The 21,784-nt window shown below is 72.9% G+C and carries 19 protein-coding genes; 5 read left to right on the forward strand and 14 right to left on the reverse strand.

Annotated features, from left to right (window positions below; all coding sequences use genetic code 11):
* The first annotated feature begins 63 nt into the window (after nt 1-63).
* The 3 genes from ACZ6MA_RS08515 to ACZ6MA_RS08525 all read left to right on the forward strand — a co-directional run bounded on the left by ACZ6MA_RS08515 (nt 64) and on the right by ACZ6MA_RS08525 (nt 3,948).
* Entirely contained in the window at nt 64-1,572 is a 1,509-nt protein-coding gene (locus tag ACZ6MA_RS08515) for an alpha/beta hydrolase (protein ID WP_469432102.1), read from the forward strand.
* A 175-nt stretch (nt 1,573-1,747) separates the two neighbouring features.
* On the forward strand, nt 1,748-3,262 hold the full coding sequence (locus tag ACZ6MA_RS08520) for an APC family permease (RefSeq protein ID WP_469432104.1): 1,515 nt from the start codon (nt 1,748-1,750) through the stop codon (nt 3,260-3,262).
* 92 nt (nt 3,263-3,354) lie between these two features.
* Nucleotides 3,355-3,948 carry a YIP1 family protein gene (locus ACZ6MA_RS08525; protein ID WP_469432105.1) on the forward strand — a complete coding sequence of 198 codons (594 nt, stop codon included), beginning with the start codon at nt 3,355-3,357 and terminating at the stop codon, nt 3,946-3,948.
* Between the two features lie 150 nt (nt 3,949-4,098).
* On the opposite strand, the gene ACZ6MA_RS08530 is transcribed toward ACZ6MA_RS08525, so the two are convergent.
* The 4 genes from ACZ6MA_RS08530 to ACZ6MA_RS08545 form a co-directional block, all read right to left on the reverse strand.
* Complete coding sequence (locus ACZ6MA_RS08530) at nt 4,099-5,316, reverse strand: cytochrome P450 family protein (protein ID WP_469432106.1); 1,218 nt, start codon at nt 5,314-5,316, stop codon at nt 4,099-4,101.
* Nucleotides 5,317-5,468: 152 nt separating this feature from the next.
* A complete protein-coding gene (locus ACZ6MA_RS08535; RefSeq protein ID WP_469432107.1) occupies nt 5,469-6,680 on the reverse strand; it encodes an MAB_1171c family putative transporter in 1,212 nt (403 codons plus the stop codon).
* Entirely contained in the window at nt 6,673-7,425 is a 753-nt protein-coding gene (locus ACZ6MA_RS08540; protein ID WP_469432298.1) for a hypothetical protein, read from the reverse strand. Before ACZ6MA_RS08540 ends, ACZ6MA_RS08535 begins: the two co-directional genes overlap by 8 nt.
* A 5-nt stretch (nt 7,426-7,430) precedes the next feature.
* Nucleotides 7,431-7,916 carry a helix-turn-helix domain-containing protein gene (locus ACZ6MA_RS08545; RefSeq protein WP_469432109.1) on the reverse strand — a complete coding sequence of 162 codons (486 nt, stop codon included), beginning with the start codon at nt 7,914-7,916 and terminating at the stop codon, nt 7,431-7,433.
* Nucleotides 7,917-8,369: 453 nt separating this feature from the next.
* On the opposite strand from ACZ6MA_RS08545, the gene ACZ6MA_RS08550 reads away from it, so the two are divergent.
* Nucleotides 8,370-10,013, forward strand: a complete 1,644-nt coding sequence (locus ACZ6MA_RS08550; RefSeq protein WP_469432110.1) for a hypothetical protein — start codon at nt 8,370-8,372, stop codon at nt 10,011-10,013.
* Between the two features lie 355 nt (nt 10,014-10,368).
* Here ACZ6MA_RS08550 and ACZ6MA_RS08555 read toward each other — a convergent pair whose 3' ends face one another.
* Both ACZ6MA_RS08555 and ACZ6MA_RS08560 read right to left on the reverse strand, forming a co-directional pair.
* On the reverse strand, nt 10,369-12,579 hold the full coding sequence (locus ACZ6MA_RS08555) for an ATP-binding protein (protein ID WP_469432111.1): 2,211 nt from the start codon (nt 12,577-12,579) through the stop codon (nt 10,369-10,371).
* Nucleotides 12,580-12,590: 11 nt separating this feature from the next.
* Nucleotides 12,591-12,974, reverse strand: a complete 384-nt coding sequence (locus tag ACZ6MA_RS08560) for a hypothetical protein (RefSeq protein ID WP_469432112.1) — start codon at nt 12,972-12,974, stop codon at nt 12,591-12,593.
* Nucleotides 12,975-13,169: 195 nt separating this feature from the next.
* On the opposite strand from ACZ6MA_RS08560, the gene ACZ6MA_RS08565 reads away from it, so the two are divergent.
* Nucleotides 13,170-14,126, forward strand: coding sequence for a trypsin-like serine peptidase (locus tag ACZ6MA_RS08565; RefSeq protein ID WP_469432114.1), 957 nt, complete (start codon nt 13,170-13,172; stop codon nt 14,124-14,126).
* 73 nt (nt 14,127-14,199) lie between these two features.
* Here ACZ6MA_RS08565 and ACZ6MA_RS08570 read toward each other — a convergent pair whose 3' ends face one another.
* The 8 genes from ACZ6MA_RS08570 to ACZ6MA_RS08605 form a co-directional block, all read right to left on the reverse strand.
* Nucleotides 14,200-14,967: a hypothetical protein gene (locus ACZ6MA_RS08570; RefSeq protein ID WP_469432116.1), complete on the reverse strand. Its 768-nt coding sequence runs from the start codon at nt 14,965-14,967 to the stop codon at nt 14,200-14,202.
* Entirely contained in the window at nt 14,967-16,226 is a 1,260-nt protein-coding gene (locus tag ACZ6MA_RS08575) for a VWA domain-containing protein (RefSeq protein ID WP_469432117.1), read from the reverse strand. The genes ACZ6MA_RS08570 and ACZ6MA_RS08575 overlap by 1 nt, the downstream gene beginning before the upstream one ends.
* A 10-nt stretch (nt 16,227-16,236) precedes the next feature.
* Nucleotides 16,237-16,932, reverse strand: a complete 696-nt coding sequence (locus ACZ6MA_RS08580; RefSeq protein ID WP_469432119.1) for a restriction endonuclease — start codon at nt 16,930-16,932, stop codon at nt 16,237-16,239.
* The gene (locus ACZ6MA_RS08585) at nt 16,929-17,126 is read right to left on the reverse strand and encodes a hypothetical protein (RefSeq protein WP_469432121.1); all 198 of its coding nucleotides are present in this window, start codon (nt 17,124-17,126) and stop codon (nt 16,929-16,931) included. The genes ACZ6MA_RS08580 and ACZ6MA_RS08585 overlap by 4 nt, the downstream gene beginning before the upstream one ends.
* 20 nt (nt 17,127-17,146) lie before the next feature.
* On the reverse strand, nt 17,147-17,995 hold the full coding sequence (locus ACZ6MA_RS08590; RefSeq protein ID WP_469432122.1) for a hypothetical protein: 849 nt from the start codon (nt 17,993-17,995) through the stop codon (nt 17,147-17,149).
* Between the two features lie 13 nt (nt 17,996-18,008).
* Nucleotides 18,009-20,147, reverse strand: coding sequence for a hypothetical protein (locus ACZ6MA_RS08595; RefSeq protein ID WP_469432124.1), 2,139 nt, complete (start codon nt 20,145-20,147; stop codon nt 18,009-18,011).
* Complete coding sequence (locus tag ACZ6MA_RS08600) at nt 20,144-20,986, reverse strand: hypothetical protein (RefSeq protein WP_469432125.1); 843 nt, start codon at nt 20,984-20,986, stop codon at nt 20,144-20,146. The genes ACZ6MA_RS08595 and ACZ6MA_RS08600 overlap by 4 nt, the downstream gene beginning before the upstream one ends.
* Nucleotides 20,987-21,123: 137 nt before the next feature.
* Complete coding sequence (locus ACZ6MA_RS08605; RefSeq protein WP_469432126.1) at nt 21,124-21,771, reverse strand: Crp/Fnr family transcriptional regulator; 648 nt, start codon at nt 21,769-21,771, stop codon at nt 21,124-21,126.
* Nucleotides 21,772-21,784: the final 13 nt, after the last annotated feature.

Consider the following 21,784-nt stretch of genomic DNA (forward strand, 5'->3'; position numbering starts at 1 on the left):
CGTCCCGTCAGCCCCACACCTGCTCCGGCCCCACACCCCTCCCCCACCCCGATTGCGAGCCCCGTGCACCACCCCACCCGTCTGCCCGGTCTCCTCTGCGCCCTCCTCGCGACGAGCACCGCCCTCTCCCCCGCCGCCCCGGCACGGGCCACCGGCCCACCCGTCGCGGGCTCCCCGGCTTCCGGCATCCGCTTCGGCGCCTGCCCGGAGTCGGTACCGGCCCCGCCCGCCCCGGCCCGCGTCGAGTGCGGCTCGCTGGACGTGCCGCTGGACCGGCCCCGCCCCGACGGCCGCCGGCTGCGCGTCGCGGTCTCCCGGGTCCGCGCCGACGGCACCCCGGCCGAGCGCCGGGGCGTCCTGCTCGTCAATCCCGGCGGGCCGGGCGGCTCCGGCCTCCCCTACGCCGTGACGAAGCGCGCCAAACTGCCCGAACGGGTCCGCCGCGCGTACGACGTCGTCGGCTTCGACCCGCGCGGCGTCGGCGCCAGCGCCCCGGTCGACTGCGGCCCGATGGGCGGCCTGTTCCGCACCCCCGCCGCCGACCCGGTCCCGCACGACCGGACCGCCGAACGGGACCACCTGACCGCGCTGCGCCACCTCGCCGACGACTGCGCGGCCGGCGCGGGCCCGGCCCTGCCCCGGCTGTCGACCGAGGCCACGGCCCGGGACATGGACGCGATACGCGAGGCGCTCGGCGAAGCACGGATCGGCTTCCTCGGCGTCTCCTACGGCAGCTACCTCGGCGCGGCCTACGCGGCGCGCTTCCCGCACCGGACCGGCCCGATGGTGCTCGACAGCGTCGTGGGCCCCGGGAGCTGGTACGACTTCGACCTGCGCCAGGCCCGGGCGATGCTCCGGCAGCGCGACACCCTGCTGGGCTGGCTGGCCGCCCACGACGGCCGGTTCGCGCTCGGCGGGAGCGCGCGCGAGGTCCGCGCGGCGTACGAACGGGTGCGGGCGGGGCTGGCCGCCCACCCGTCCGGCGGGTTCGGCCCGGCCGAGTTCGACCGCGCGGTGTACCGGGCCCTCGGCCGCACCGAACGCTGGGCACCGCTCGGTGACGGGCTGCGCGCCTACCTGCGCGACGGCGGGGTGAACGGGCTGCGCCCCAAGGCACCCTTCGACGGCCCGGAGTCCCGCAATTACGAGGCCGCGAACCGCGTCGTGAAGTGCGCGGACGGCCCCGGGCCCGCCCCCGCCCGGGTCACCGCGGACCTCCGCGCGCTGCGCCGCCTCGACCCGCTCCCCGTCCTGACCGGCATCGAGGCGTCGGCCTGCGCGTACTGGCACCACCGCCCGGAGCGCCGCACCCCACTGGGCGGCCCGGCCACCCCGCCCGTCCTGCTGGTCGCGTCCGCCCACGACCCGGTCACCCCGGTCGAGGGCGCCCGCCGACTGCGTCACGAACTGCCGGGCTCCCGCCTGGTGACCCTGGCGGACGACTACTCGCACGGCGTCTTCGCCAGCCGGGGCAACGCCTGCGTGGACGACACGGTCGCCGCGTATCTGGTGGACGGCTCCGTACCGACGGCGGACGTCCGCTGCGGGGGTCCGGGGTTGCCCGGGGTGTGACCGAGGGGGCGCCTTCACCGGTGCGGCCCGTTGTGCGCCGAACGGGCGGTGGCGCCGCGTCCGCTTCGTGCGGCGGCGTCCATGTGGTGGACGCGCCGGGCGGGCCGGTGCTACGCACACCCTGAGCACATCGCGCGGACCGTACGCACCCGGCCACGAGAAGGGGCTGACCGCCATGGCAGACACGGAAGACGAGCCGGGCCCACGGGTCGGATTCGTCCGGCGCATCGGGCTGTTCCAGGCCACCGCCCTCAACATGAGCCAGATGTGCGGCATCGGACCCTTCGTCACCATCCCGCTGATGGTCGCGGCGTTCGGCGGTCCGCAGGCCGTCATCGGGTTCGTGGCGGGGGCGGTCCTCGCGCTCGCGGACGGGCTGATCTGGGCCGAGCTGGGTGCCGCGATGCCGGGCGCGGGCGGCAGTTACGTCTATCTGCGGCAGGCGTTCCAGTACCGCACCGGAAAGCTGATGCCGTTCCTGTTCGTGTGGACGGCGATGCTCTTCATCCCGCTCGGCATGTCCACGGGCGTCATCGGGTTCGTGCAGTACCTCGGCTATCTGTGGCCCGGCATGCGGCAGACGCAGGGTGACCTCGTCGGACTGGCCGTCGTCGCGCTGATCGTCGCGGTGCTGTGGCGGCGGGTCGAGAACATCGCGAAGATCACCGTGGTGCTGTGGTGCGTGATGATCGCCTCGGTCGCCCTCGTCATCGTCGCCGCCTTCACCCACTTCAGCCCCGAGAGGGCCTTCACCTACCCGTCGCACGCCTTCGAGCTGACGACCAATCAATTCTGGATCGGCTTCGCCGCGGGCCTGACCATCGGCATCTACGACTACCTCGGTTACAACACCGCCGCCTACCTGGGTGCCGAGATCAAGAACCCCGGACGCACCCTGCCGCGCGCCATCGTCTTCTCCATCCTCGGCATCATGGGCATCTATCTGCTGCTCCAGATCGGCACCCTGGGCGTCATCGACTGGAAGCAGATGCTCGATCCCGACTCGACGGCTTCGCGTTCCGTCGCCTCCGCCGTCCTGGAGAAGGCATGGGGGAAGACGGCGGCGAACACGGTGACCGTGCTGATCCTCCTCACGGCGGTCGCCTCGGTCTTCGCCGGACTGCTCGGCGGCTCCCGCGTCCCCTACGACGCCGCCCGGGACAAGGTCTTCTTCCGGCCCTTCGGCCGGCTCCACCCACGCCACCGCTTCCCGGTGCTGGGGCTGGTGACGATGGGCGCACTGACCGCCGTCGGCTTCCTCATCGGCCGCCACACGGATCTGGCGACGCTCATCCAACTGCTGACCGCCGTCATGGTGATCGTGCAGGCACTGGCACAGGTCGCCGCCGTGACGGTGCTGCGCCGCCGTCAGCCGGCCCTGCGACGCCCGTACCGCATGTGGCTCTACCCGCTGCCGAGCGTCGTCGCGCTCGTCGGCTGGCTGGTGATCTACGGCTACGCCAACGAGAACTCCCCCGGCCGGCACCCCATCGAATGGTCCCTGGCCTGGGTCGCGGCGGGCTGTGTGGCCTTCGCGCTGTGGGCGCGCTACGAGAAGGTGTGGCCGTTCGGGCCACGGGAGATCAACGAGGAGTATCTGCGGGGCACCGACCCGGACGCCGGCCCCGGCACCGATCCGGACGCGGACCCGGACACCGACCCGGATACCAAGGCACCGGTGGCCTTCTGACCCCGGGTGAGCGGCCCGGGCGCCGCTTCCCGTCCGGTCCGGCCACCGCCTGGACTCAGGTGGCCGGGCCGAACGGTGATAAAACGGCACCCATGCCTGTGACCACCGCTGCCACCTCGTCCTCCGCCACCGCCCCACGGCGCAAGCTGCTCTGGCACCGCCTCATATTCGGGCTCTGGTACCGCCCCGTCGAGATGCTCGACGAGGCGCGGGACCGGAGCGTCTGGGGGGCCGCCGCGTTTCTGTGCCTGCTGTGCGGAGCACTCGGAACGCTGGCCAAGGACTCCTTCTGGGGGCAGTGGCGGGTCGATCCCACCCTCGCACTGGAGGCCATGGGGATCGCCGCTGTCGTGGTGCTGTTCGCCAGCCTGCTGCTGGGCATCGTCACCCACGCCATCGCACGGCGGCTGGGCGGCAACGGCAAGTTCGGGCCGACCGTCGGGCTGTTCGTCGTCCTGTTCTGGGCGACCGATCTGCCGCGTCTGCTCCTGGACACCTGGCTGGCGGGCGACACCGTCCCGGTCCGGGCCGCCGCCTGGATCACCTCGGCGTACGGCTACGCGCTCGCGGCCCTGCTGATCCGCGGCCAGCACCACCTGCCCACCCACAAGGCGGTGGCGGCGGTGAGCATCCAGATGCTGGCGGCCGTGGCCCTGCTCAAATTCCCCTACGGGAACGGCGGCTGAACCCGCTCCGGGTGCTCCGCCGGCACTCCGCCGGGGCCGGGCAGTCGAAGGCCCGCCCGGTGCGACGGGGGATGCACACCGGGCGGGCTCGAGGACAGTTCTACCTCATCAAGGATGGGTTATGCACCAAAAACCTGTTCGGGTTGTCGATTACCAGCGAACGGGGAGTGAAATCAGGCCACGCGCGCGCACCGTCGGACGCCACCTCAGCTCCTCCCGCGGCACATCGAGCGCGAGGTTCGGGAAACGCTCCAACAACACGGCCAGCGCCGTCTCGGTCTCCATCCGGGCCAGCGGCGCGCCCAGGCAGTAGTGGATTCCATGGCCCAGCGTGAGCTGCCCGGACCGGTCCCGCCGCAGGTCAAGGCGGTCGGGGTCGGAGAATTGCCGGGGGTCGCGGTTGGCGGACGCCAGCGAGAGCAGCACCGTCTCACCGGCCGGCACGACCACATCACCGAGGGCGACGTCCTCCAGCGGAAAACGCCGGATCGCCAGCGGGGCGGGCCCTTCCCAGCGTCCCAGCTCCTCCACGGCCCTTCCGAGACCGTCCGGATTCATTCGCAGCTCGCGCAGCTGTTCGGGGTGGTCGAGCAGGGCCAGGACCGCGTTGGCGATGAGATGGACGGTGTTCTCGTATCCGGCGAAGAGGATGAGGAACGCCAAGGACGTCAGTTCGTCCTCCGACAGCCGGTCGCCGTCGCCCTCCTCGTCCCGGGCGGCGATCAGGTCGGAGAGCAGATCGTCGGCGGGGTCGGCGCGCTTGCTCGCGATGAGCCCGGCGAAGAAGCCCAGCAAATTGCCGACGGCCCGCTTGGCCTGCTCGGGCCGGGTGCGGTCCGGGGTGATCAGGGCGTCGGTCCAGGCCCGGAAGTCGAGCCGGCCCTCCTTCGGGACGCCGAGAAGATCACAGATGACGGTGATGGGCAGCGGGCCGGCGTAGGCGGCGAGCAGGTCCGCGCGCCCGTCGGCCTCGGCGGCGTCGAGGAGTTCGCCGGCGAGCCGGCGTACCGGCTCACGGAGTTTGTCGACCCGGCCGGGGGTGAACGCCTTCACCACCAGGCGGCGCACCCGGGTGTGGTCGGGCGGGTCCATGTTGAGCAGATTGGATTCCAGTGCCGGGGGCAGCGCGAAGCCGCTGTAGTTGCCGGGCAGGGCGTTGCGCTTGTCCAGCGAGAACCGGGGGTCGGCGAGCGCCCGGCGGACGTCGTCGTAGCGGGTCACCAGCCAGGCGGGCCGGCCGTCGTGGCCGATGATCCGGTGGGCGGGTGCCGCCTCGCGGAGTTCGGCGGCCGTGCCGTGCGGGTCGTGGATCAGCCGGGTGGTGACATCGGCGGGTGTAGGGGTGCCGGGCTGGGCGGAGTTCTGCATGAGATCCGACTCTGGAGGGGGGCGTCGCCGCCCCGGGGTGGTGGTGCGCACCGGCGGCGCTGGATCCGTACGGTCGTACGGATCCAGCGCCGGCCTGTGTCGTAGGCGGCCTTGACCCCCGTCCATGGCCGCCTCGTCTGTGGGGCCCGCCGTCATAACAGACGGGCCGAGCAGGACTCGCGCAGTTCGGTGAGCACGGCGTCGACCATGGGGTCGTGGTAGACGTCCGCGACGCGCGCCAGGTGCTCGTGTTCCTCGGCCGGGTCGGCGCTGACGGTGACCACCACGCTGTCGGCGTGGGGTGTCGGCACGTGTCCGGTGATCTGGTTCGCCAGGCCCCGGCGCAGGGCCGCGGCTTCCACCACCGCGGCGATCCGGCGGTCGTCGAGCGCGGCGGCGGTCGCCTTCCGCCGGGCGATGGTGAGGGCCTCGGGCTCCACGTGGCGCCGGATGCCGCGCTGGATGTCGCGGATCTCGGCCATCTGCCGGTTGGCCCGCCACTCCAGGTCGGCGACCGGCCAGCGACGGCTCCACCGGGACTCCCCGATGGTGACCTCCGGGGCGTGCTCGGTGACGGCCCGCCACAACGGGCCCAGCCGGCGCAGCCGACGCCAGGCGGCGGCCCGCGGGCCCACGGCGGGCAGCGAGAACCCGAGGAGGACCAACAGCGCGGCCACCGAGGCGCTCATCGGCGCGACCCCGTTGGAGAGCCAGTACGTCTCGTGGCCGGCCCAGCTCAGCACGAACCCGGCCAGCTTGCAGGCGCAGTACAGCAGACCGAGCCAGCACCCGGCGGCCAGCGTCCGCAGGCCCTTGGCGAGCCAGGAGCGGCCGAGCTGGGCGGCGTAGCGCGGGCACAGGGTGCCGAGCCCGGCGAGACTGACGCCGAAGATGGTCAGGTACAGCACCAGGAAGGCGACCACACCGGGCGCGTCGGCGTAGGCGGTGGAGAAGTCCCGGGGGTGCTCCACGGCGTCGGGTCGGCCCACGGCGAAGCACACGATCGCCGCGGTCCACACCACGGCCACGGTGATCACCGCGAACCGGGACCGGGCGGCCGCGCGGGCCCTGACCGTCTCGTCGCCCCGGCCGGTCCAGCGCAGCAGCAGCACCGTGGCGCCGGACGCGAAGAGCACGACGGCGGAGTACAGGAAGACCATCGCCAGATTGGCCACGCCCGTGAGCCGGTCGAACCAGCGGTAGACGCTGGGCGCGGAGAAGAGGAAGACGACGGGGACGCCCGCGGTCATCAGGGCGGCCAGCCCGAGGTCGGTGTTGCCGCGGTCGCGGAACCAGGCGCGGGCCTTGTAGCCGACGATGGCCCAGGCGATGGCGCTGAAGGTGAGGTACAGGGCGTCAAACACCGGCGTCCCCTCCCCCGGTGTCCCCGGCTGCCCTGCCGTCGGTGCCGTCAGTGCCGTCGGTGTGCTCGCCGTCGGCGGCGGGCGCGCGGGTGTCGTCGCGGGGGCCGATGCCCGTCTCGGGGCGTACGGCGCCTCCCGCTCGCAGTTGGCGGCGCACGTGCTGGAGCGCGGGCCCCAGGGAGGCGGCCAGCTCGGCCGCCTGGCCCTCCAGGGGCAGGTCCTGGCCCGGCGGCGGAGGCACCACCCGCTCCATGAGGAGGGTGCCGAGGATCTCGGTCTCGCGCTCGGTGAGGTTGTCGTAGCAGTGGTGCCGGGCGAGACCCATCGTCAGGCCCATCCGGCGCATGGCGGTGGCCACGTCGACCGACGGAGTCCACATCTTGAGGGCGTCCTCGGTGACGGCCGGGTCCTGGTCGTGGCCCAGGAGCAGATGCCCGATCTCGTGCAGCACGATGTGCACCTGGTGCCAGGGCGAGGTCTTCTGCTCGTAGAACACCCAGAACGCGTCGTCGGTGGTGGCCGTCATGCCCGAGACGACCCCGTCCAGGCTCATCGGCACCAGACGGATGGGCCGGCCCACCCGGCGCGCGACGGCGTCGCACATGCCCTGGAGATCGGTCGACGCGGGCAGTGCCAGCTCATGGATGAGCTGCTTGCACCGTCGCCGTATCCGCCCCACACGCATGCTTGCACCGTCCTCGTCCTCGGAACGCCGCCAGGTATAGAAGAGCCGGTCATCCGCCATGACGCTCACGGGCGTTCGTCACCGCCCGCGTCGGGCGGATCGGCGGGCAGATTCATCTGCTGCCGGAACTGACAGATGATCGCGGTGAGGCTGTCCTGCACTTCCGGCGGCAGACCCACCGAACGCAGGGCGATGCCCCTGACACGCTGATCCCTCATGGCGACGAGGAACCGGACCTCCTCCTCGACCCGCGCGGCCTGCGAGGCCGAGAGGTCACCCATCAGATAGCCGACCGGCACGGCGAAGAACTTCGCCAGCGCTCGCAGCACATCCGGGCTGGGGTTGGCCCGCCGGCCGTTGCGCAGCATCGACAGATACTGCTCGGTCAGCGTGATCCCGCCGTACTCCTCGGTGCCGCGGCTGATCTCCTCGGCCACGTGCCCGTTGGTGTACGGCGCCCCCGGCGGATGCATGTTCGCGAACAGGTAGTTGAGCCGCTCCGCGAGCGCGCTGCCCACGTCACCTGCCGCCCTGTCGCCCCCGACTGCCATCTGCTCCGTCCTTCGGACTCTTCCTCACGGCACCTCACGGCCAGTTAAGCCCGGCCCGGCCGCGGTAGGCATCCTGCCACGGGAAGAAGGCCTGGCACTAGTCCACCCCTCGTGAAAGGCGAGCCGGCGACTTAACCAGGAGTTGATGGACGGGTGGACAAGCCGGAGGGGAAGGAAGTACCGACGTCTTCGTGAGATCGAAAAGACCGGAAGAACCACCTGATATCTCCCTTGCGGGGATCACCTGTTCGCCCCTGATCTACGGTGGTGGCGGCAGTCGGGGCGATCGGGCGCGAGAGGTTGCGAAACGAATTGCGGGCCGGTAAGGGAAGCATAGGGAGCCGGGAGCCGGGAGCCGGGAGCCGGGAGCCGGGAGCCGGGAGCCGGGAGCCGGGAGCCGGGAGCCGGGAGCCGGGAGCCGGGAGCCGGGAGCCGGGGGACCTGTTGGTTCCGGTGGGGGCGCAGGCGTGGCGGTGGCGGACGTTTCCCGGTGAGCGGGTCGTGGTCGCGGCGGCGCGGACGGTCACGTCCACGACCCGGTTGCTCGAGGTGCTTCCCTCCCTCTTCCGTTCCGACCCCCGCGTCGACGTCGTCTTCGCCTTCGACCCCACCTCCGCGTTCGCCGACGGCGTCCACGCCCTGCTGACCGACGCCGGGGTACGCGTCATGCCCTGGGGCCAGTTGTCCCGTACGGCATGCGACCTCCTCGTGTCCGCCAGTGAGAACGTCGATCCGGGCGGGGTCGACTGTCCCGTCCTCGTCCTCCCGCACGGTGTCGGCTTCCACAAGCTGGTGCCGGACTCACGGGGGTCCGGCCGGCGGCTGTCCGGTGTGATGGACGACGAGCGCGCCTGGCACGCCGTCTCGCACCCGGATCAGGTCCGGCAACTGGCCGAATACCACCCCTCGCTCGCCGCCCGCGCGCTGACCGTCGGCGACCCCTGCTACGACCGGCTGCTGGCCTCCCGGGGGCTGCGCGAGCGCTACCGGGCCGCCCTCGGCGTCGAGCGCGGGCAGCGGCTGGTGGTGATCAGTTCCACCTGGGGGCCGCAGTCGTTGCTCGGCTCGGTGCCCGGGCTGCCCGCCGCACTGCTCGCCGGGCTCGCGCTGGACGAGCACCGGGTGGCCGCCATCGTGCACCCCAATGTGTGGTCCGCGCACAGCCCTTGGCACGTCCGCTCGGTCGAGGCGGCCGCCCTGGACTCCGGGCTGCTGCTCATACCGCCGCAACGAGGCTGGCAGGCGGCGCTGCTGGCGGCGGACGCGGTCGTCGGCGACCACGGTTCGGTGACGTTCTACGCCGCGGCGCTGGGCATACCGCTGCTCCTCGCCGCGTTCGGCGAGGAGTCGGTGCCGGGGACGCCGATGAGCGAGCTGGGCCGGATCGCGCCCCGTCTGGACCCCAGCGCGCCGCTCGGCGCGCAGGTGGAGCGGGCCGTGGCGGAGCACGACGCGGAACGCCTGACGAAGGTGGCGGCCGGTGCGTTCATGGAGCCCGGGCGGGCCCTGGACATGCTGCGGTCCGCCGTCTACGAGCTGCTGCGGCTGCCGGAACGGCCTTCGCCCCGGCCGCCGTTGCACGCGTTCCCCCTCCCGGTGGCCGACGGGCGACACGAGGTCACGGCGGCCTACGTACGGACGGCCGTCGCCGGGACCGACGGGGAGTGGACGGTCTCCGTCAGCCGGCTGCCGGCGGCTTCGCAGCCGGAGGAGCCGGAAGAGCCGGGCGTCTTCCGGTATCTGTCCTGTGACGAGGAGGAGCCGGACCTCCGGCAGTTGGAGAGCGCGTCGGCGATCACCCGCCGCGTACCCGCCGGGGCGGTGGTGTCGGCGCTGCGCTGGGCCCGTGACACCCTCGGCCGGTACCCGGGCGCCCGGCTCGCGGCGGTACCGGTGCGGGGCGGCTGTCTGACGGCCCTGCGCGACGGCCGTGTCGTGACGTCCACCGCCACCGGCCCGGTCACCGACCCGGCCCTCCTCACGGCGGTCGTCTACGCCTGCCTCCGCGCGGGGCACGCTTTGACGGGCACGGTGGCACTGCGGGTGGGTGCCCGCGAGGAGGACGTCACGCTACGGGTTCGGCCGGTAGGCCGCTGATGGCTCTCGCCTGGCCGGCGGCTCCTTCGGCCTGCGGGCCGTCTTGGCCGCCTGCGGCGGCGAGGCGCCTCTCGCCTGGCCGGCGGCTCTTCGGCAACCGGCCCGTCTCCCGCCTGCGGCGGCGGGCCCCTCTCGCCTGGCCGGCGGCTCCTTCGGCCTGCGGGCCGTCTTGGCCGCCTGCGGCGGCGGGCGCCCTGCGGGCGCGTCCTCAAGCGCCGGACGGGCTTGATGTGGCTGGGCTTGACTGCCATGCCCAGCCACCACCAGCCCGTCCGGCGCTTGAGGACACAGCACACCAGCCCGTCCGGCGCTTGAGGACACCGCCGCGCAGCGGTGGTGCGGACGATACGGTCGTCTACTCCCCCACCTCGCGCAACCGATCCCGCAACGTCTCCGCCCGGGGGCTGCCCCCGGCCTCGTGGATTTCCAGGGCACGGGACAGGTGGCGGCGGGCCGCCGTGTGGTCGTTCGAGCGGGTGGCGATGGCGGCCAGGTCCTCGCGCGCCTCGGCCTCGTAGTGCGTGGCGCGGCGCTCGCGGAGGATGTCCGCCGCGCGTTCCAGGGACCGTACCGCCTCGGCCTCGTGGCCCAGGTGGTCCTGGGCCCGGCCGACGGCGGCGAGGGCGCGGCCCGCCATGCGGGTGTCACCGAGGGCGCGCAGCTGCTCGTACGCCTCCAGGAGCGTGGCCAGTGCGCGTTCGTGGTCGCCGCAGGCGTCCTGGGTGCGTCCCATGAAGAAGCGGGCGAGGGCGGCGCCGCGCGGTTCACCGGCTTCGAGGTTGAGGGCGAGGGAGTGCTCGTACGCGCCGATCGCGCGCCGCGGGTCGACGTGGTCCCAGTAGCGGCCGGCGAACTCCCGCACGGAGGCGCGCAGCACCAGGTGGCCGGACGCGTCGGCGAGTCGGACGGCGGACTCGGACTCGGCGCGGGCCCGGTCGGTGTCGCCCACGTCCATGAGCGGGCGGGACACCAGGCTGCGCAGCCGGGCCTCGGCGGCCCGGTCGCCCGTGCGGGCAGCGGCGGCGGCGCCGAGGTCGCCGGACTCGATCCAGTCGGCGAGGTGCCGGTGGTGGAAGTAGAGCGCGGTGAGGGATTCGGCGAGCTGCCAGGCGCGCCGGTCCAGGCCGTGTCCGACGGCGGCGCGCAGGACGGCCAGCGCGTCGGCGCGGACGGATTCCAGTCCGCTGAGGGCGGCGTCGCGGGGGGTGTCACCCGTGAAGGGGTCGGTGTGCCCGGCCAGCACCTCGGCGTGGTCGGTGATGCGCAGCCGGTCGCCCATGAGGGCCCGGTCGGCGAAGGCCGTGTAGGCGACGAAGTGGTCGACGACGCGGCTCAGCAGCGCTTCCCGCTCGGCCTCCGGTTCGTCCTCCTCCGCGAGGGCCCGGGCGTGCAGACGCACCAGGGGGTGCAGTCGGTAGCGGCCGTCGGGCGCGTCCTCCAGGAGGCTGGCGGCGTCGAGGGTGTCCAGGAGCGCCTGTGCCGTGCCCGGGTCGCCGTCGGCCACGACGACGGCGGCGGTGTCCGCGTCGAAGGTGCGGTGCGGCAGCAGCCCGAGGCGGCGGTAGAGGCGTGCCGCGTCGTCGGGCAGGTCACGGCAGACGACGTCGAAGAGGGCGCGGACGCCCCGCTTGTCCTCCCCCGGGCCGGGGCGCAGCGCGGCCAGGCCGCCGCGGCCCGCCGACAGTTCGGCGACGAGGGCGGACAGGGTGAGCCGGCGGTGCGCCGCCAGCCGGGAGGCGGCGATGTGCAGGGCGACGGGCAGCCCGGCGCAGCGCTCGACCAGTCGGGCCGCCGCCTCGGGTTCGGCCCGTACGCGGTGCTCGCCGCACAGGTCCGCGAGGAGCCTGCTTCCGGCGGCCGCGTCCAGGGGGTCGAGGGGCATCAGGTGGGCACCGTCCAGGAGCAGGTCCCCGAGCCGTCGGTTGCTGGTGACGACGACGGCGCTGCCGGGCGCGCCGGGGATGAGGGCAGTGACGTGCGCGGGGTGGGTGACGTCGTCGAGGACGACCAGGACGCCGCGCTCCGCGGTACGCGAGCGGAAGAGCTTGGTCCGCTCGGCGAGGGTCGTCGGCAGGAAGTTCTCGTCCACGCCGAGGGCGCGCAGGATCGCGGCGAGGCCGCCGGAGACGTCGCTGGCGCCGGTTGGGCCGCGTAAGTCGGCGAAGTCGACGTAGAGCTGGCCGCCGGGGAACCGGCCGCGGGATCGCTCCGCCCAGCGCCGCGCGGTGGCGGACTTGCCCACCCCGGGCAGGCCGCTGAGCACGACGACCCGGGGCGAGCCGGCGTCACCGCCGGCACCGTCGCCGTTGCCGTCAGGCGCGTCTCCGCCCGCGCCGAACAAGCCGTCCAAGGCCGCCAGCTCGTCGGAGCGGTTGACGAACCGGGGTGTGCAGGCGGGTACTTGGTGCGGGATCGGGCATGCGGCGGGAGTGACCACCCGGTGGTCGTGGTAGGTGAAGTCCCTGCCCTGGAAGACCGCGTCGGCCCGGCCGGAGAACGCGTTGTCGACGGCGTCCTTCAGCTCGTCGTCGAAGTCGTCTTCCCTGCCGTTGGTGCCGCCGTCCAAGGGAACTCCCGCTATTCGGATCTCCAGTTGATGTCTCTGCCCTGGATCAGCGTACCGACCCGCGCGTTGCCGGTGACGGTGTTGGTGACGTGGCTGTTGTCGAGGGCGAGGCTCGCGCGGCTGCTCTCGGACCAGGCCCGGAACTCCTCGGCGAAGCCGGGGTTCTGGAGCGCGTGTGCGAAGAGCAGCGCGGACAGCGACCGGACCTGTTCGTCGTCCCGCGGGTCGAGGGGCAGCGCCACCGTGCCGGTGTCGTCGTCCCGTCCTCTGCCGAAGGCCCGGCGGGCGAGATCCACCAGGGATCCCCAGGCCTGGCGTCCCGCCTCGGTTCCGACGGAACCCGCCGCGGCGGTCACCGCCGTCGTGATCGCGCCCAAGGACACCGGATCCACCATGAGTCAACTCCCCCACGCAGCAGTCGGACGAACCCCGTCACGCCAGGCTATCGCTTGCTCACATTCGTACGGGTGAACGCGGTGGCTTGTGTCGCGTGTCTCGCTTGCGTGGCGCGGTGGTGTCACGCTCGCCTCGTACGTGTCCGCATTCCCCTGCGCCCGTCGGTCATCGGCGTAACAGAGAGGAACCCGTTCATGGACAGACGCACGGACAGACGTCTTCCCCTGCGCGGCCTCGCGGTCCTGGTCCTCGGACTGCTGGCCACGGCGCTGCCGGGGCCGGCCGCGTTCGCCACGGGTGCGGGCGGCCCGCCCGCCGCGATCGCGGCCGCCGCGGCCGCCGACGCCTACTGGACGGCCGAGCGGATGGCGGCAGCGCGGCCGGTCGCCCCGCGCGGGGAGCGGCAGCCGGCCGCCGTGGGCGAGCCGGTGCCGCCCAGCCGCCCCTTCGACGGGATTCCGCAGGTGGGTACGTTCTTCTGGACCGACGGGCAGAACGGTGGGCGGTTCTGCGGCGGGACGGTGGTGCGCAGCCCGCACCGTGACCTCGTGGTCAGCGCCGCGCACTGCCTGCGCTCGCCGAGCCCGAAGCAGCGTCTGTCGTTCGTGCCGCAGTACCACGACGGCCTCAAGCCGCACGGCGTGTTCCCGGTCGAGCTGATCTACATCGACCAGCGCTATTACGACCTCGGTTCGGGCGGTGGTGCCCGCTGGGACTACACGGTGGTCCGGCTCGGCGTCCGGGCGGACGGCGCGGAGGTGCAGAGCGCCGTGGGCGGTTTCGATCTGCTGCCCTACCCCGGCTACCGGCACGAGGACGTGCGGCTGATCGGCTACCCGGGCAGCAGTGACGCCAAGTACCCCAAGCCCCTGGACTGCCGGTCCGCCACCCACCGTTACACCAGTACGGATCCGGGCGCACCGGGTGACTTCCTGGAGATCGCGTGCGCGGGGTACGTGGGCGGCACCTCGGGCGGGCCGTTCCTGGTGCGCGGCCCGCGGGGGTACGCGCTGATCGGTGTCATCGGCGGCTACCACACGGGCGGTGACACACCGGACATCTCCTACAGCTCGTATTTCACCCGCGATCTGCTCGCGCTGTATCTGCACGCCGTCCACGGTGATCCGCCCAACCGGCCCAAGCCGGTCTGACCGGGCCCGCGCAGCGGGACGCGCCCGTGGTCACGGGGACCACGGGCGCGTCGGGTGAAGGACTTCGGGGACTTCAGTTTCCGGCGGGGGGAGAGCCGTTCCGGCGGGGGCGCCGGGTGAGGGTGTAGCCGCCGATGGCGGCGAGGGCGCCGAGCAGGGCGCCGCCCACGGTCCACACCCAGCGGTCGGAGAACCAGCCGCCGTTCCAGCCGCTCTCGGGTTCGGTGACGGCCGCCGCGTGCAGCGGGGCGCCCAGTTCGCCGCCCTCGGCGCGCGGTCCGCCGATGTCCTTCGCACTCGCCTCGACCTCGGCCCGTACGGGCTGCCCGAGGTCGCGGTCGGGGATGTCGGTGACGGTGAGCCTGATGTAGTACGCCCCGGGGAGCGGGTCGTTGGCCCAGCGCTCGGACCAGGGCCGCACGGTCCGCAGGGTGCAGGTCACGGTCACCGAGGCGTCCTGGGCCGACGCCTTGTGGGTGGGCACGCCGGCGGCGCACGCCTGACGGCGGCGCAGTCCGTCGAAGACGTCCAGCTGCCAGGTGGACGCGCCGTGCCGGGCGGCCGATTCCGGCAGCTCGACCTTCGCCTTGACGGTGGCCCGCTGGCCCGCACCGGCGGGGAACTGCCAGTAGAGGTAGTCACCGGTGGACGCGTCGGCCGTGGCCTTCTGGCCCTGCTTGACCGCCGTCGCGGTGCGGAAGGTGGTCCCCGCCTCGGTGGGCGCGTCGCGCTCGGTGGCGGAGGGGCTCGGGCTCGCGTCGTCCGCCGTGGCGGCCGTCGCGGAGGTGAGGAGGGCGGCCGCGGCGAGCAGCACGGAGGTCAGCACTCGTGTCGTACGCATCAGTTCGTCCTCCACACCGAGACACGCCAGCGGGACAGCCAGCCCCAGAGCAGACCGGCGAGCAGCCCGGTCACGGCCAGTACGGCCAGCAGCACCCAGCCCCGGCCGAGGCCGAAGGCGGCCAGGTCGGAGGGGTCGTCCGGGGCGTCGACGAGGTCGACGGCCAGCTCGACGGGAAGGCCGGGGTCACGCTTGACGGAGGCGGGCGCGGAGAAGGAGTGCGAGACCTCCAGACAGACGGTCCGCGCCTGCTTGTCCTCGTTCTTCTTCGCCTCGGCGATCGGGTAGCGCAGCCCGGCCGACATGACGTCGGTCCGGCCGCTGCCCGCGTCGGTGCCGCGCACCAGCTCCCGGTTGCCCTCGTCCACGGCGCGTAGCAGCACCCCGTAGTCGGGGTCGACCGCGCGGTCCGCGGCGACGCTCACCGACGTGCGCAGCTCCTGGCCGGGTGCCACCTTGACGCGGTACCAGCGGTGCTGACCGAAGGTCGCGCGGTCGGTGTAGAGCCCGGCACGCAGTTCGGGCGCCTTCGCGCACTCGGCCGCGCCCTGCGTCGCCTTGGGCGTCTCGACGGGGTCGGCGGCGCGCCGCACGAGCTGCTTGATGCGGCCCGACAGCTCCTTGGTGTGCCGCACGGTGGTGTAGGTGCCACCGGTGGCCTCGGCGATGCAGCTGAGCTGCTCGCGCGTCTTGTCGTCGTGGGCCAGGCCCAGGGTGTCGACGGTCAAGTGGGTGCCCTTGGCGGCCAGTTCCCGGGCCACGTCGCACGGGTCGGGCTGCCCGCAGGAGTCCTCACCGTCGGTGATGAGCACGATCCTGCGGGTGCCGCCACCGATGTCGAGGTCGGCGTCCGCGCCGCGCAGCGCGTACCCGATGGGCGTCCAGCCCGTGGGCCGCAGCGTGGCGACGGCCGTCTTGGCCTCGGTCCGGTTCACCGGCCCGACGGGGTACAGCTGCTTGCTGTCCTTGCAGCCCAGCTCCTTGTCGTCACCGGGGTAGTTAGCCCCGAGGGTGCGGATGCCGAGCCGTACGTCGTCCGGTACGGCGTCGATCACCTCGTTGAACGCCTGCTGGGCCGCCGCCATGCGCGACTGCCCGTCCACGTCCCGGGCGCGCATCGAGCCGCTGACGTCGAGGACCAGCTCGACCTTCGGGGAGTTCTTCGAGGGTTCGTCGGCGGCGTTCGCCGGCGCGGTTCCCGCGGCCAACGCGGCGAGCAGGGCGCACGCACCCGCCGCCAGCCGTTTTCTGATGATCATCCAAATGATCCTAGTGAGCGGCGGGCGGCAGCCCCAAAACGGGAGGCACGGGCGCTGGGGGGAGCCCCAGTATCTGCTGCAGGGAGCTGCCCTGTTCCGCCCAGGCCCGCATGCGGTCGCGGTCGATCCAGTGGACTCCGTTGCGGTCGCCCCAGGCCCGGGCGTCACGGGTCAGGCCGCCGTTGGTCACGACGACGGCGACGTCGGCACCGTGCACCGGCGTGGCCGTGCCCTTCACTTCGTACATCACGTGGGAACCGACCCGGCCGCCGGTGAGGGTGTGTTTGCACTGCGCGACGTACACCCGGCCCTTGGTGTCCGTGCCGATCACGTCGGCGGCTTGGTCGCCTTGGCGGCCGACGTGCCGTGCGGCGATCCCGTCGCGGATCATCAGGTCGCGGACGGCGAGTTCGAACTCGGCGGGAGTGAGGGAGTCGACGTGCCGGAGCGACAGCCGCAGTCGTGCCAGACGGCCCGCCCGTTCCCGCTCGATCGACCGACGGCGTGCCCTGCGCCGCAGGGCGACGAGTTCGCCGCAGGCGAGCGTGAGGGCCACGAACAGCCACGCGTAGGCGCCGAAGCCCGCCAGGTACCTCAGGAGGCGCAGCACGATGAACGCGAGGAAGACGAGCGCGACGACGGCCGCCGCGGTCTCGGCCGATGTCCTCGGCAGTGGTGGGAACCGCCGGCGCGACCGCCGCTTCACCGTGCTGCCCCGGAGGTGGCGGGCGGCCTCGGCGGTGCGTCCGCGGGCGTCTCCTGGCCGAGGCATCCGTTCAGCAGTCCCCAGCCCAGGACCGCCGCCACGGCGAACCCCAGCCATGTGCCGCCCGCACGGTGCTTCGGCACGCTCTTGCGTACCCAGTGTCCGCGCCGGTAGTAGTACTTGTCGTCAGGCATCGGATTCCTCCCTCGCACCGCTACCGCGGCTCGGATTCGGGTGCCGCCATCGCATGGATGCGCTCGGCGGCGGACTGTGCCACTTGCCGTTGTTCCTCCTGCGAGAGGCGGTCGAGGAGGGTGCGGGTGATGTCGCGTTCGCCCCGCCCGTCGTCGTCGGCCGCGGGGTGGTCGGTCACCCATTCCAGGACTTGGCGTACTTCGTCCGGGTGGTGCAGGAGCCACAGGGCGGCCAGTGCGTCGGTGCCGGTGCGGACGGCCCGCAGATAGAACTCGTACTCTTCCCGGCGCTGCGGCGCCCACAGTTGAGGCGGGCCACCGGTGGTGCCGACGGGCCCCTCGGGGTCGAACGCCGCCGGTGTGGTCGCGACGCAGCACGTGAGACCGGTCTCCTCGACGGGCTGGGGCCGCGACAGGTACTCCACGATGTGGTGCGGGGCGGGTTCCTGACCGGTGGCACGAGCGCGGGTCGCCGTCGCGTGCAGCATGCGGTCCAGGTGTCCGCTGACCGTCTCCCAGGCGTCGGCCGTGCCGTGCCCGCCGAGGACCAGGCGGGCCGGGTCGCCGACCCACCAGGTGATCTCCAATGCGGCCGGCTGGGAGGCGACGGGCAGCCGCCACACCCCGGTCCGAGGCGCGGTGTCGACCAGATACGCGTCGCGGTAGCCGCCGAAGACCGTTCTCCACAGCGGGATCCGCGACGTGGGCTCGTGCACGGCCCGGCCGGCGCGGTCGACGAGGACCAGTGCGGTGTGATCCGGCCGGTTGAGGCGGAAGCGCAGGAGCTCCCCGAGGGGTCCGCGTTCCGCGGTGGTCCACAGGCGGCCGCCGTGGGTCCGGGCGGCCGGGTAGTACGTGGTCGTTGTCATGCTCGGCCTTTCGTCAGGGGGCCCTGCGCCAGTCGGCCAGGGCCTGGGCGGCCCGGGCGCCGCCGGGGGCGGGACGCGCGCGCTCGAGGTCGGTGAAGAGCCTGAAGACACCGCCGTGCAGGTGATGGGCGAGTGTGTCGGTGAGGTGCTCCACGGCTTCGGCGCGCTGCGGGGCCGTGAGGGAGCGCTGCTGCCACTGCAGCACGGCCGCGCGCATCGGCTCGTAGGTGTCCGGCTCGTTCAGGGCGCGGCGGATCAGCGTGAGGGTGGGGTGTCGTTCGTCGGAGCGTCCGGCGCCGGGGTGGATGCCGAGCAGATGGCGGCTCCACCACTCGCCCGCTTCCACGGACACGGCCGCGGCCCGCAGCAGGTGGGCCAACGCCGCGTATGCCGTGCGGCGCACCGGGTCCGTTCCCTCGGACCAGTCGAGCAAGGTGTCGCGGACGAGCGTCCGGTTTCCGGGCTCGGTGAAGAGTGCCGACAGGGCCCGTCGTACGGCTGGCTGCACGGCCCCGGAAGGGTCTTCCCGGCTCGCACACTCCCGCAGCAGCATCAGCGCCATCTCCGGTCTGGCCAGGCCGAATTCCGTGGCGCATGTCAGCGCGACGACAGCCCGCCGAGAGGTGCTCGCGCCACGGCTCCAGTCGCGCAGTCGCGACTTGATCATGCTGGTGAGCACGGGGTCGGCGGCCGCCGACCCCAGAGCGCGGGCCGCCATCCTCCAGTCCCCCGCCTTCGCGGAGTCCGCCAGGTCGCCGACGGGGTCGAGGGCCCGGTGTCCGGAGCTCCAGCGGGCCAGTTGGCCGAGGATGAACCCGGCCCGGTCGCCCCGGCGCTGGCCTTCGGGGGTTTCCTTGAGCCACTCCACGAGCAGTTCGCCGGCCTCGCGGTGTTCACGCCAGACGTGTTCGAGCACCGCCCGGCCCTGGAGGTGCCGGGTGAAGGCGACCGGTTGGACGAGGTAGCTGTAGGTGGAGGCGGCCCGGACCTGCTCGGGCGCCCGGCGGGCCCCCACGGCCGCGAAACGCTCCTGACGGGACCGTTGGAACGCGAAGGGCGGACGGGCGGGCACGGCAGCGGTCCCACCGTCGGGCGGCTCTCCCGGGGGAGACTGGGGAGATCGAGGAGACCGGTCCAGGCGTCCTGCCGCGATCTCCAGGAGTCGCAGGGCTTCTTCCTCGACCAGGGTGTGATCGAAGTGTTCGAAGACGCTGGTGGCCAGGAGCAGAGCCAGGTCGTCCGCGTTGCCCGCCAGTGAACTCAGCAGCTGGGGCGCCCTCTCGGCGGCTCGGAAGCTCAAGTGCTCGCGGATCTGCGCGGCGTCGGACTCCCGGCCGGCGAAGCGGGCGATCTCGGAAGCCACTTCCACCACCTGGGCCGGCCCCAGGCCGGGTGGGAGGATCTCCGCCAGCAGGCCGGGCGGCAGCGCGGCGAGGACACGCTGACGCCGCTCGGGGCCGGGGAGGACGGAGTCGAGCCGGGCGTCGAGCACGGTGCGCGGGGGCGGTGGTACGGCGCGGACGGACGCGGCGTTCAGCACATCGTCCAGGTGTTGGCAGACACGCGGCGACCGGCTGTCGACGACGATGACCATGCAGGCGTCGATGCGGTCGAGCTGGGCCTTCACCTGGTCGAGGGCCATGGTGTCGAGTTCCAGTACCCGGGTCTCCAGCAACCCGTCGACGAGGTACCCGCGTGCGGTGGTCGTGCCCGCCCGCCAGGCCGCCAGGTCGACGTCGGAGTCGACGGCCCGCAGGTCGAACGTCGTGGTGTGCCGCCGCAAGAGGTTGAGTGCGGCGGTCCTGCGGCCGCTTCCCGGTTCCCCGGCGAGGAAGAGAAGGCGGCCACCCAGCAGTGCGAGGGCCCTGCCGAACCACGCCGGTTGCGCGAAGCCCGCCATCGCGAGCCGGATCTGTTCGGCGGAGATGGCGCCCTCCCGCCGCTCGACCATGACGGCCGTCGCGAACGCGTCGCCCTGGCCACCGTGACGGGCATCGAGGTGCTGGCCGCCGTGGACCGTCCCCTGGGTCACCGAACCGTGGTTGTAGATGGTGTTCCAGATCAGGGGCGGTGAGCCCAGTTCCGCGAAGATGCGGGCGAAGTCCTGGACGTCGGGGATCTCCGCCCCGCCGCCGCCCTCGGGGCTCATCACGCGTCGCCGGTCTGGCCGGTGGCTCCGCCGTAGTTCTGATGCTGTCCACCGTGGACATGGGCGTCAGGGGTGTAGAAGCCACGGTTGTTGACGACCATGCCGGTCGGCGGCGCGGGAGCCGGTTCGGGCGCGGCGGCGGGCGCGGGCGGCGGCATGCTGTCGCCGAGGATCCGCCGGTCGTAGAGGTTCCCCGACGGCGAGGGCACGTACAGCCAGGCGAGCTGTTGGAAGGACTTCCCCTCGACTGTGGCGGGCACCTCGATGAAGTGGTCGGGGTGCCGTCCGGTGTAGCCGGAGAGGATCGCGTCCTCGTAGACCCGGTGGGAGAGGATGGCCGCCAGTTGGGTGATGCTCTCGCTCGACGCCGCGAGGATGGCCTTGACCGGCCTGGAGTCCAACAGCCGGTGGGTGTCGTTGCGTGGGGTGCCGTTGCCGTCACCGGGCTGCCCGGAGTCCGGGAGCGGGCCGACGTGGACGCTTGCCCTCAGGCGGATGCGGAAGGCGCCCATGGAGTGGACGTTGTAATCGGTCAACACCTCTTGGAGATGTCCCAGGAAGGGGTGGATGACATGAGGCAGCGACACGGGGTCGAATCCGAAGACGAAGCCGTCGCCGGTGTTGTTGGGGAAGCTCTGGTTCCGCCACAGCTGGTGGAGCCCGGCCCGGTCCAGGGCTTGCTCCAGGAGTTGCGGGATGCTTGAGGTGATGTGGACGTGCTCGATGGCCGGACTGCCGGTGAAGTCCTTGGCGTCGACGGCGAGGATGCCGCGGTAGGGGGGCAGGGGGCGGCTCTCGCTCCACGGCAGGGGGCCGGCCGGCAGCATTTCGGACGAAGGCATGCGTCGCTCCTCCACAGGGGGCGGGCGAGGGCGCTCCGTGCGGACCGCCCTCGGCTCGATGCCTTCGATGCTGCTGGAGCCCGCCGTCGGGGTGTGCACTGCCGGTGCACACCCACTGTGACGGCCGTCACCCCTCGTCAGAGCCGGGGCTCTCCCGCACCGGCCAACGCTCGCAGGGCCGCCACATCGTGGACGAGGATGGACTTGCGCTCCCCCGTGACGACCCGGGTGCCCATCTCCTGAAGCAGCGCGCTGACGGTGTTGCGCGAAATGCCCAGGTACTGGGCGAGTTCGGCCCGGGTCACCACCAGTTCCAGCGCTCCCCTTCCCTCCGCCTCCGCGAGTGCCAGCAGCGCTTCGGCCAGCCGCTCGGGCGAACCGCCGTAACAGCTCCGGGCCCGGTCCGACTCGCGAAGCCTGGTCAGGGCGTGCCGGTGCAGGACGGGGAACAGCTGGTGCCGGTCCACGAAGCGGGTGAACCGCGGCTTGGTGACCACCACGACCCGGCAGGCGGAGATCGACTCGACCGAGGCGAGCCGTACTTCGTCCTCGTCGATCACCGCCGCCTCGCCGACCACGTCTCCCGCGCCCCGGAAGGCGAGCACACGCACCCGCCCGTCGCGTTCCCTGCGCTCGACCTTGACGGAACCGCCCGTGATCCCGAGCACGTGCGTGCCCGGATCCCCCTGCCGCAGCAGCACCTCCCCGGGCCGGTGCGTCCGCGGCTGCCCTTCCCGGAGCAGGGCGTCCCACAGCCGCCCGCCGATCAGCTGCGCGAGCGTCACGCCGAGAAAGCGT

The sequence above is a fragment of the Streptomyces sp. NPDC042259 genome (assembly GCF_055582085.1).

What these genes read in the sequence shown, in the direction of transcription:
- ACZ6MA_RS08530 (WP_469432106.1), bottom strand. Translation starts at nt 5,316, where the DNA reads ATGCAGAACTCCGCCCAGCCCGGCACCCCTACACCCGCCGATGTCACC.
- ACZ6MA_RS08570 (WP_469432116.1), bottom strand. Translation starts at nt 14,967, where the DNA reads ATGCGTACGACACGAGTGCTGACCTCCGTGCTGCTCGCCGCGGCCGCC.
- ACZ6MA_RS08585 (WP_469432121.1), bottom strand. Translation starts at nt 17,126, where the DNA reads ATGCCTGACGACAAGTACTACTACCGGCGCGGACACTGGGTACGCAAG.
- ACZ6MA_RS08565 (WP_469432114.1), top strand. Translation starts at nt 13,170, where the DNA reads ATGGACAGACGCACGGACAGACGTCTTCCCCTGCGCGGCCTCGCGGTC.
- ACZ6MA_RS08575 (WP_469432117.1), bottom strand. Translation starts at nt 16,226, where the DNA reads ATGATCATCAGAAAACGGCTGGCGGCGGGTGCGTGCGCCCTGCTCGCC.
- ACZ6MA_RS08590 (WP_469432122.1), bottom strand. Translation starts at nt 17,995, where the DNA reads ATGACAACGACCACGTACTACCCGGCCGCCCGGACCCACGGCGGCCGC.
- ACZ6MA_RS08600 (WP_469432125.1), bottom strand. Translation starts at nt 20,986, where the DNA reads ATGCCTTCGTCCGAAATGCTGCCGGCCGGCCCCCTGCCGTGGAGCGAG.
- ACZ6MA_RS08540 (WP_469432298.1), bottom strand. Translation starts at nt 7,425, where the DNA reads ATGGCGGATGACCGGCTCTTCTATACCTGGCGGCGTTCCGAGGACGAG.
- ACZ6MA_RS08520 (WP_469432104.1), top strand. Translation starts at nt 1,748, where the DNA reads ATGGCAGACACGGAAGACGAGCCGGGCCCACGGGTCGGATTCGTCCGG.
- ACZ6MA_RS08560 (WP_469432112.1), bottom strand. Translation starts at nt 12,974, where the DNA reads ATGGTGGATCCGGTGTCCTTGGGCGCGATCACGACGGCGGTGACCGCC.
- ACZ6MA_RS08545 (WP_469432109.1), bottom strand. Translation starts at nt 7,916, where the DNA reads ATGGCAGTCGGGGGCGACAGGGCGGCAGGTGACGTGGGCAGCGCGCTC.
- ACZ6MA_RS08525 (WP_469432105.1), top strand. Translation starts at nt 3,355, where the DNA reads ATGCCTGTGACCACCGCTGCCACCTCGTCCTCCGCCACCGCCCCACGG.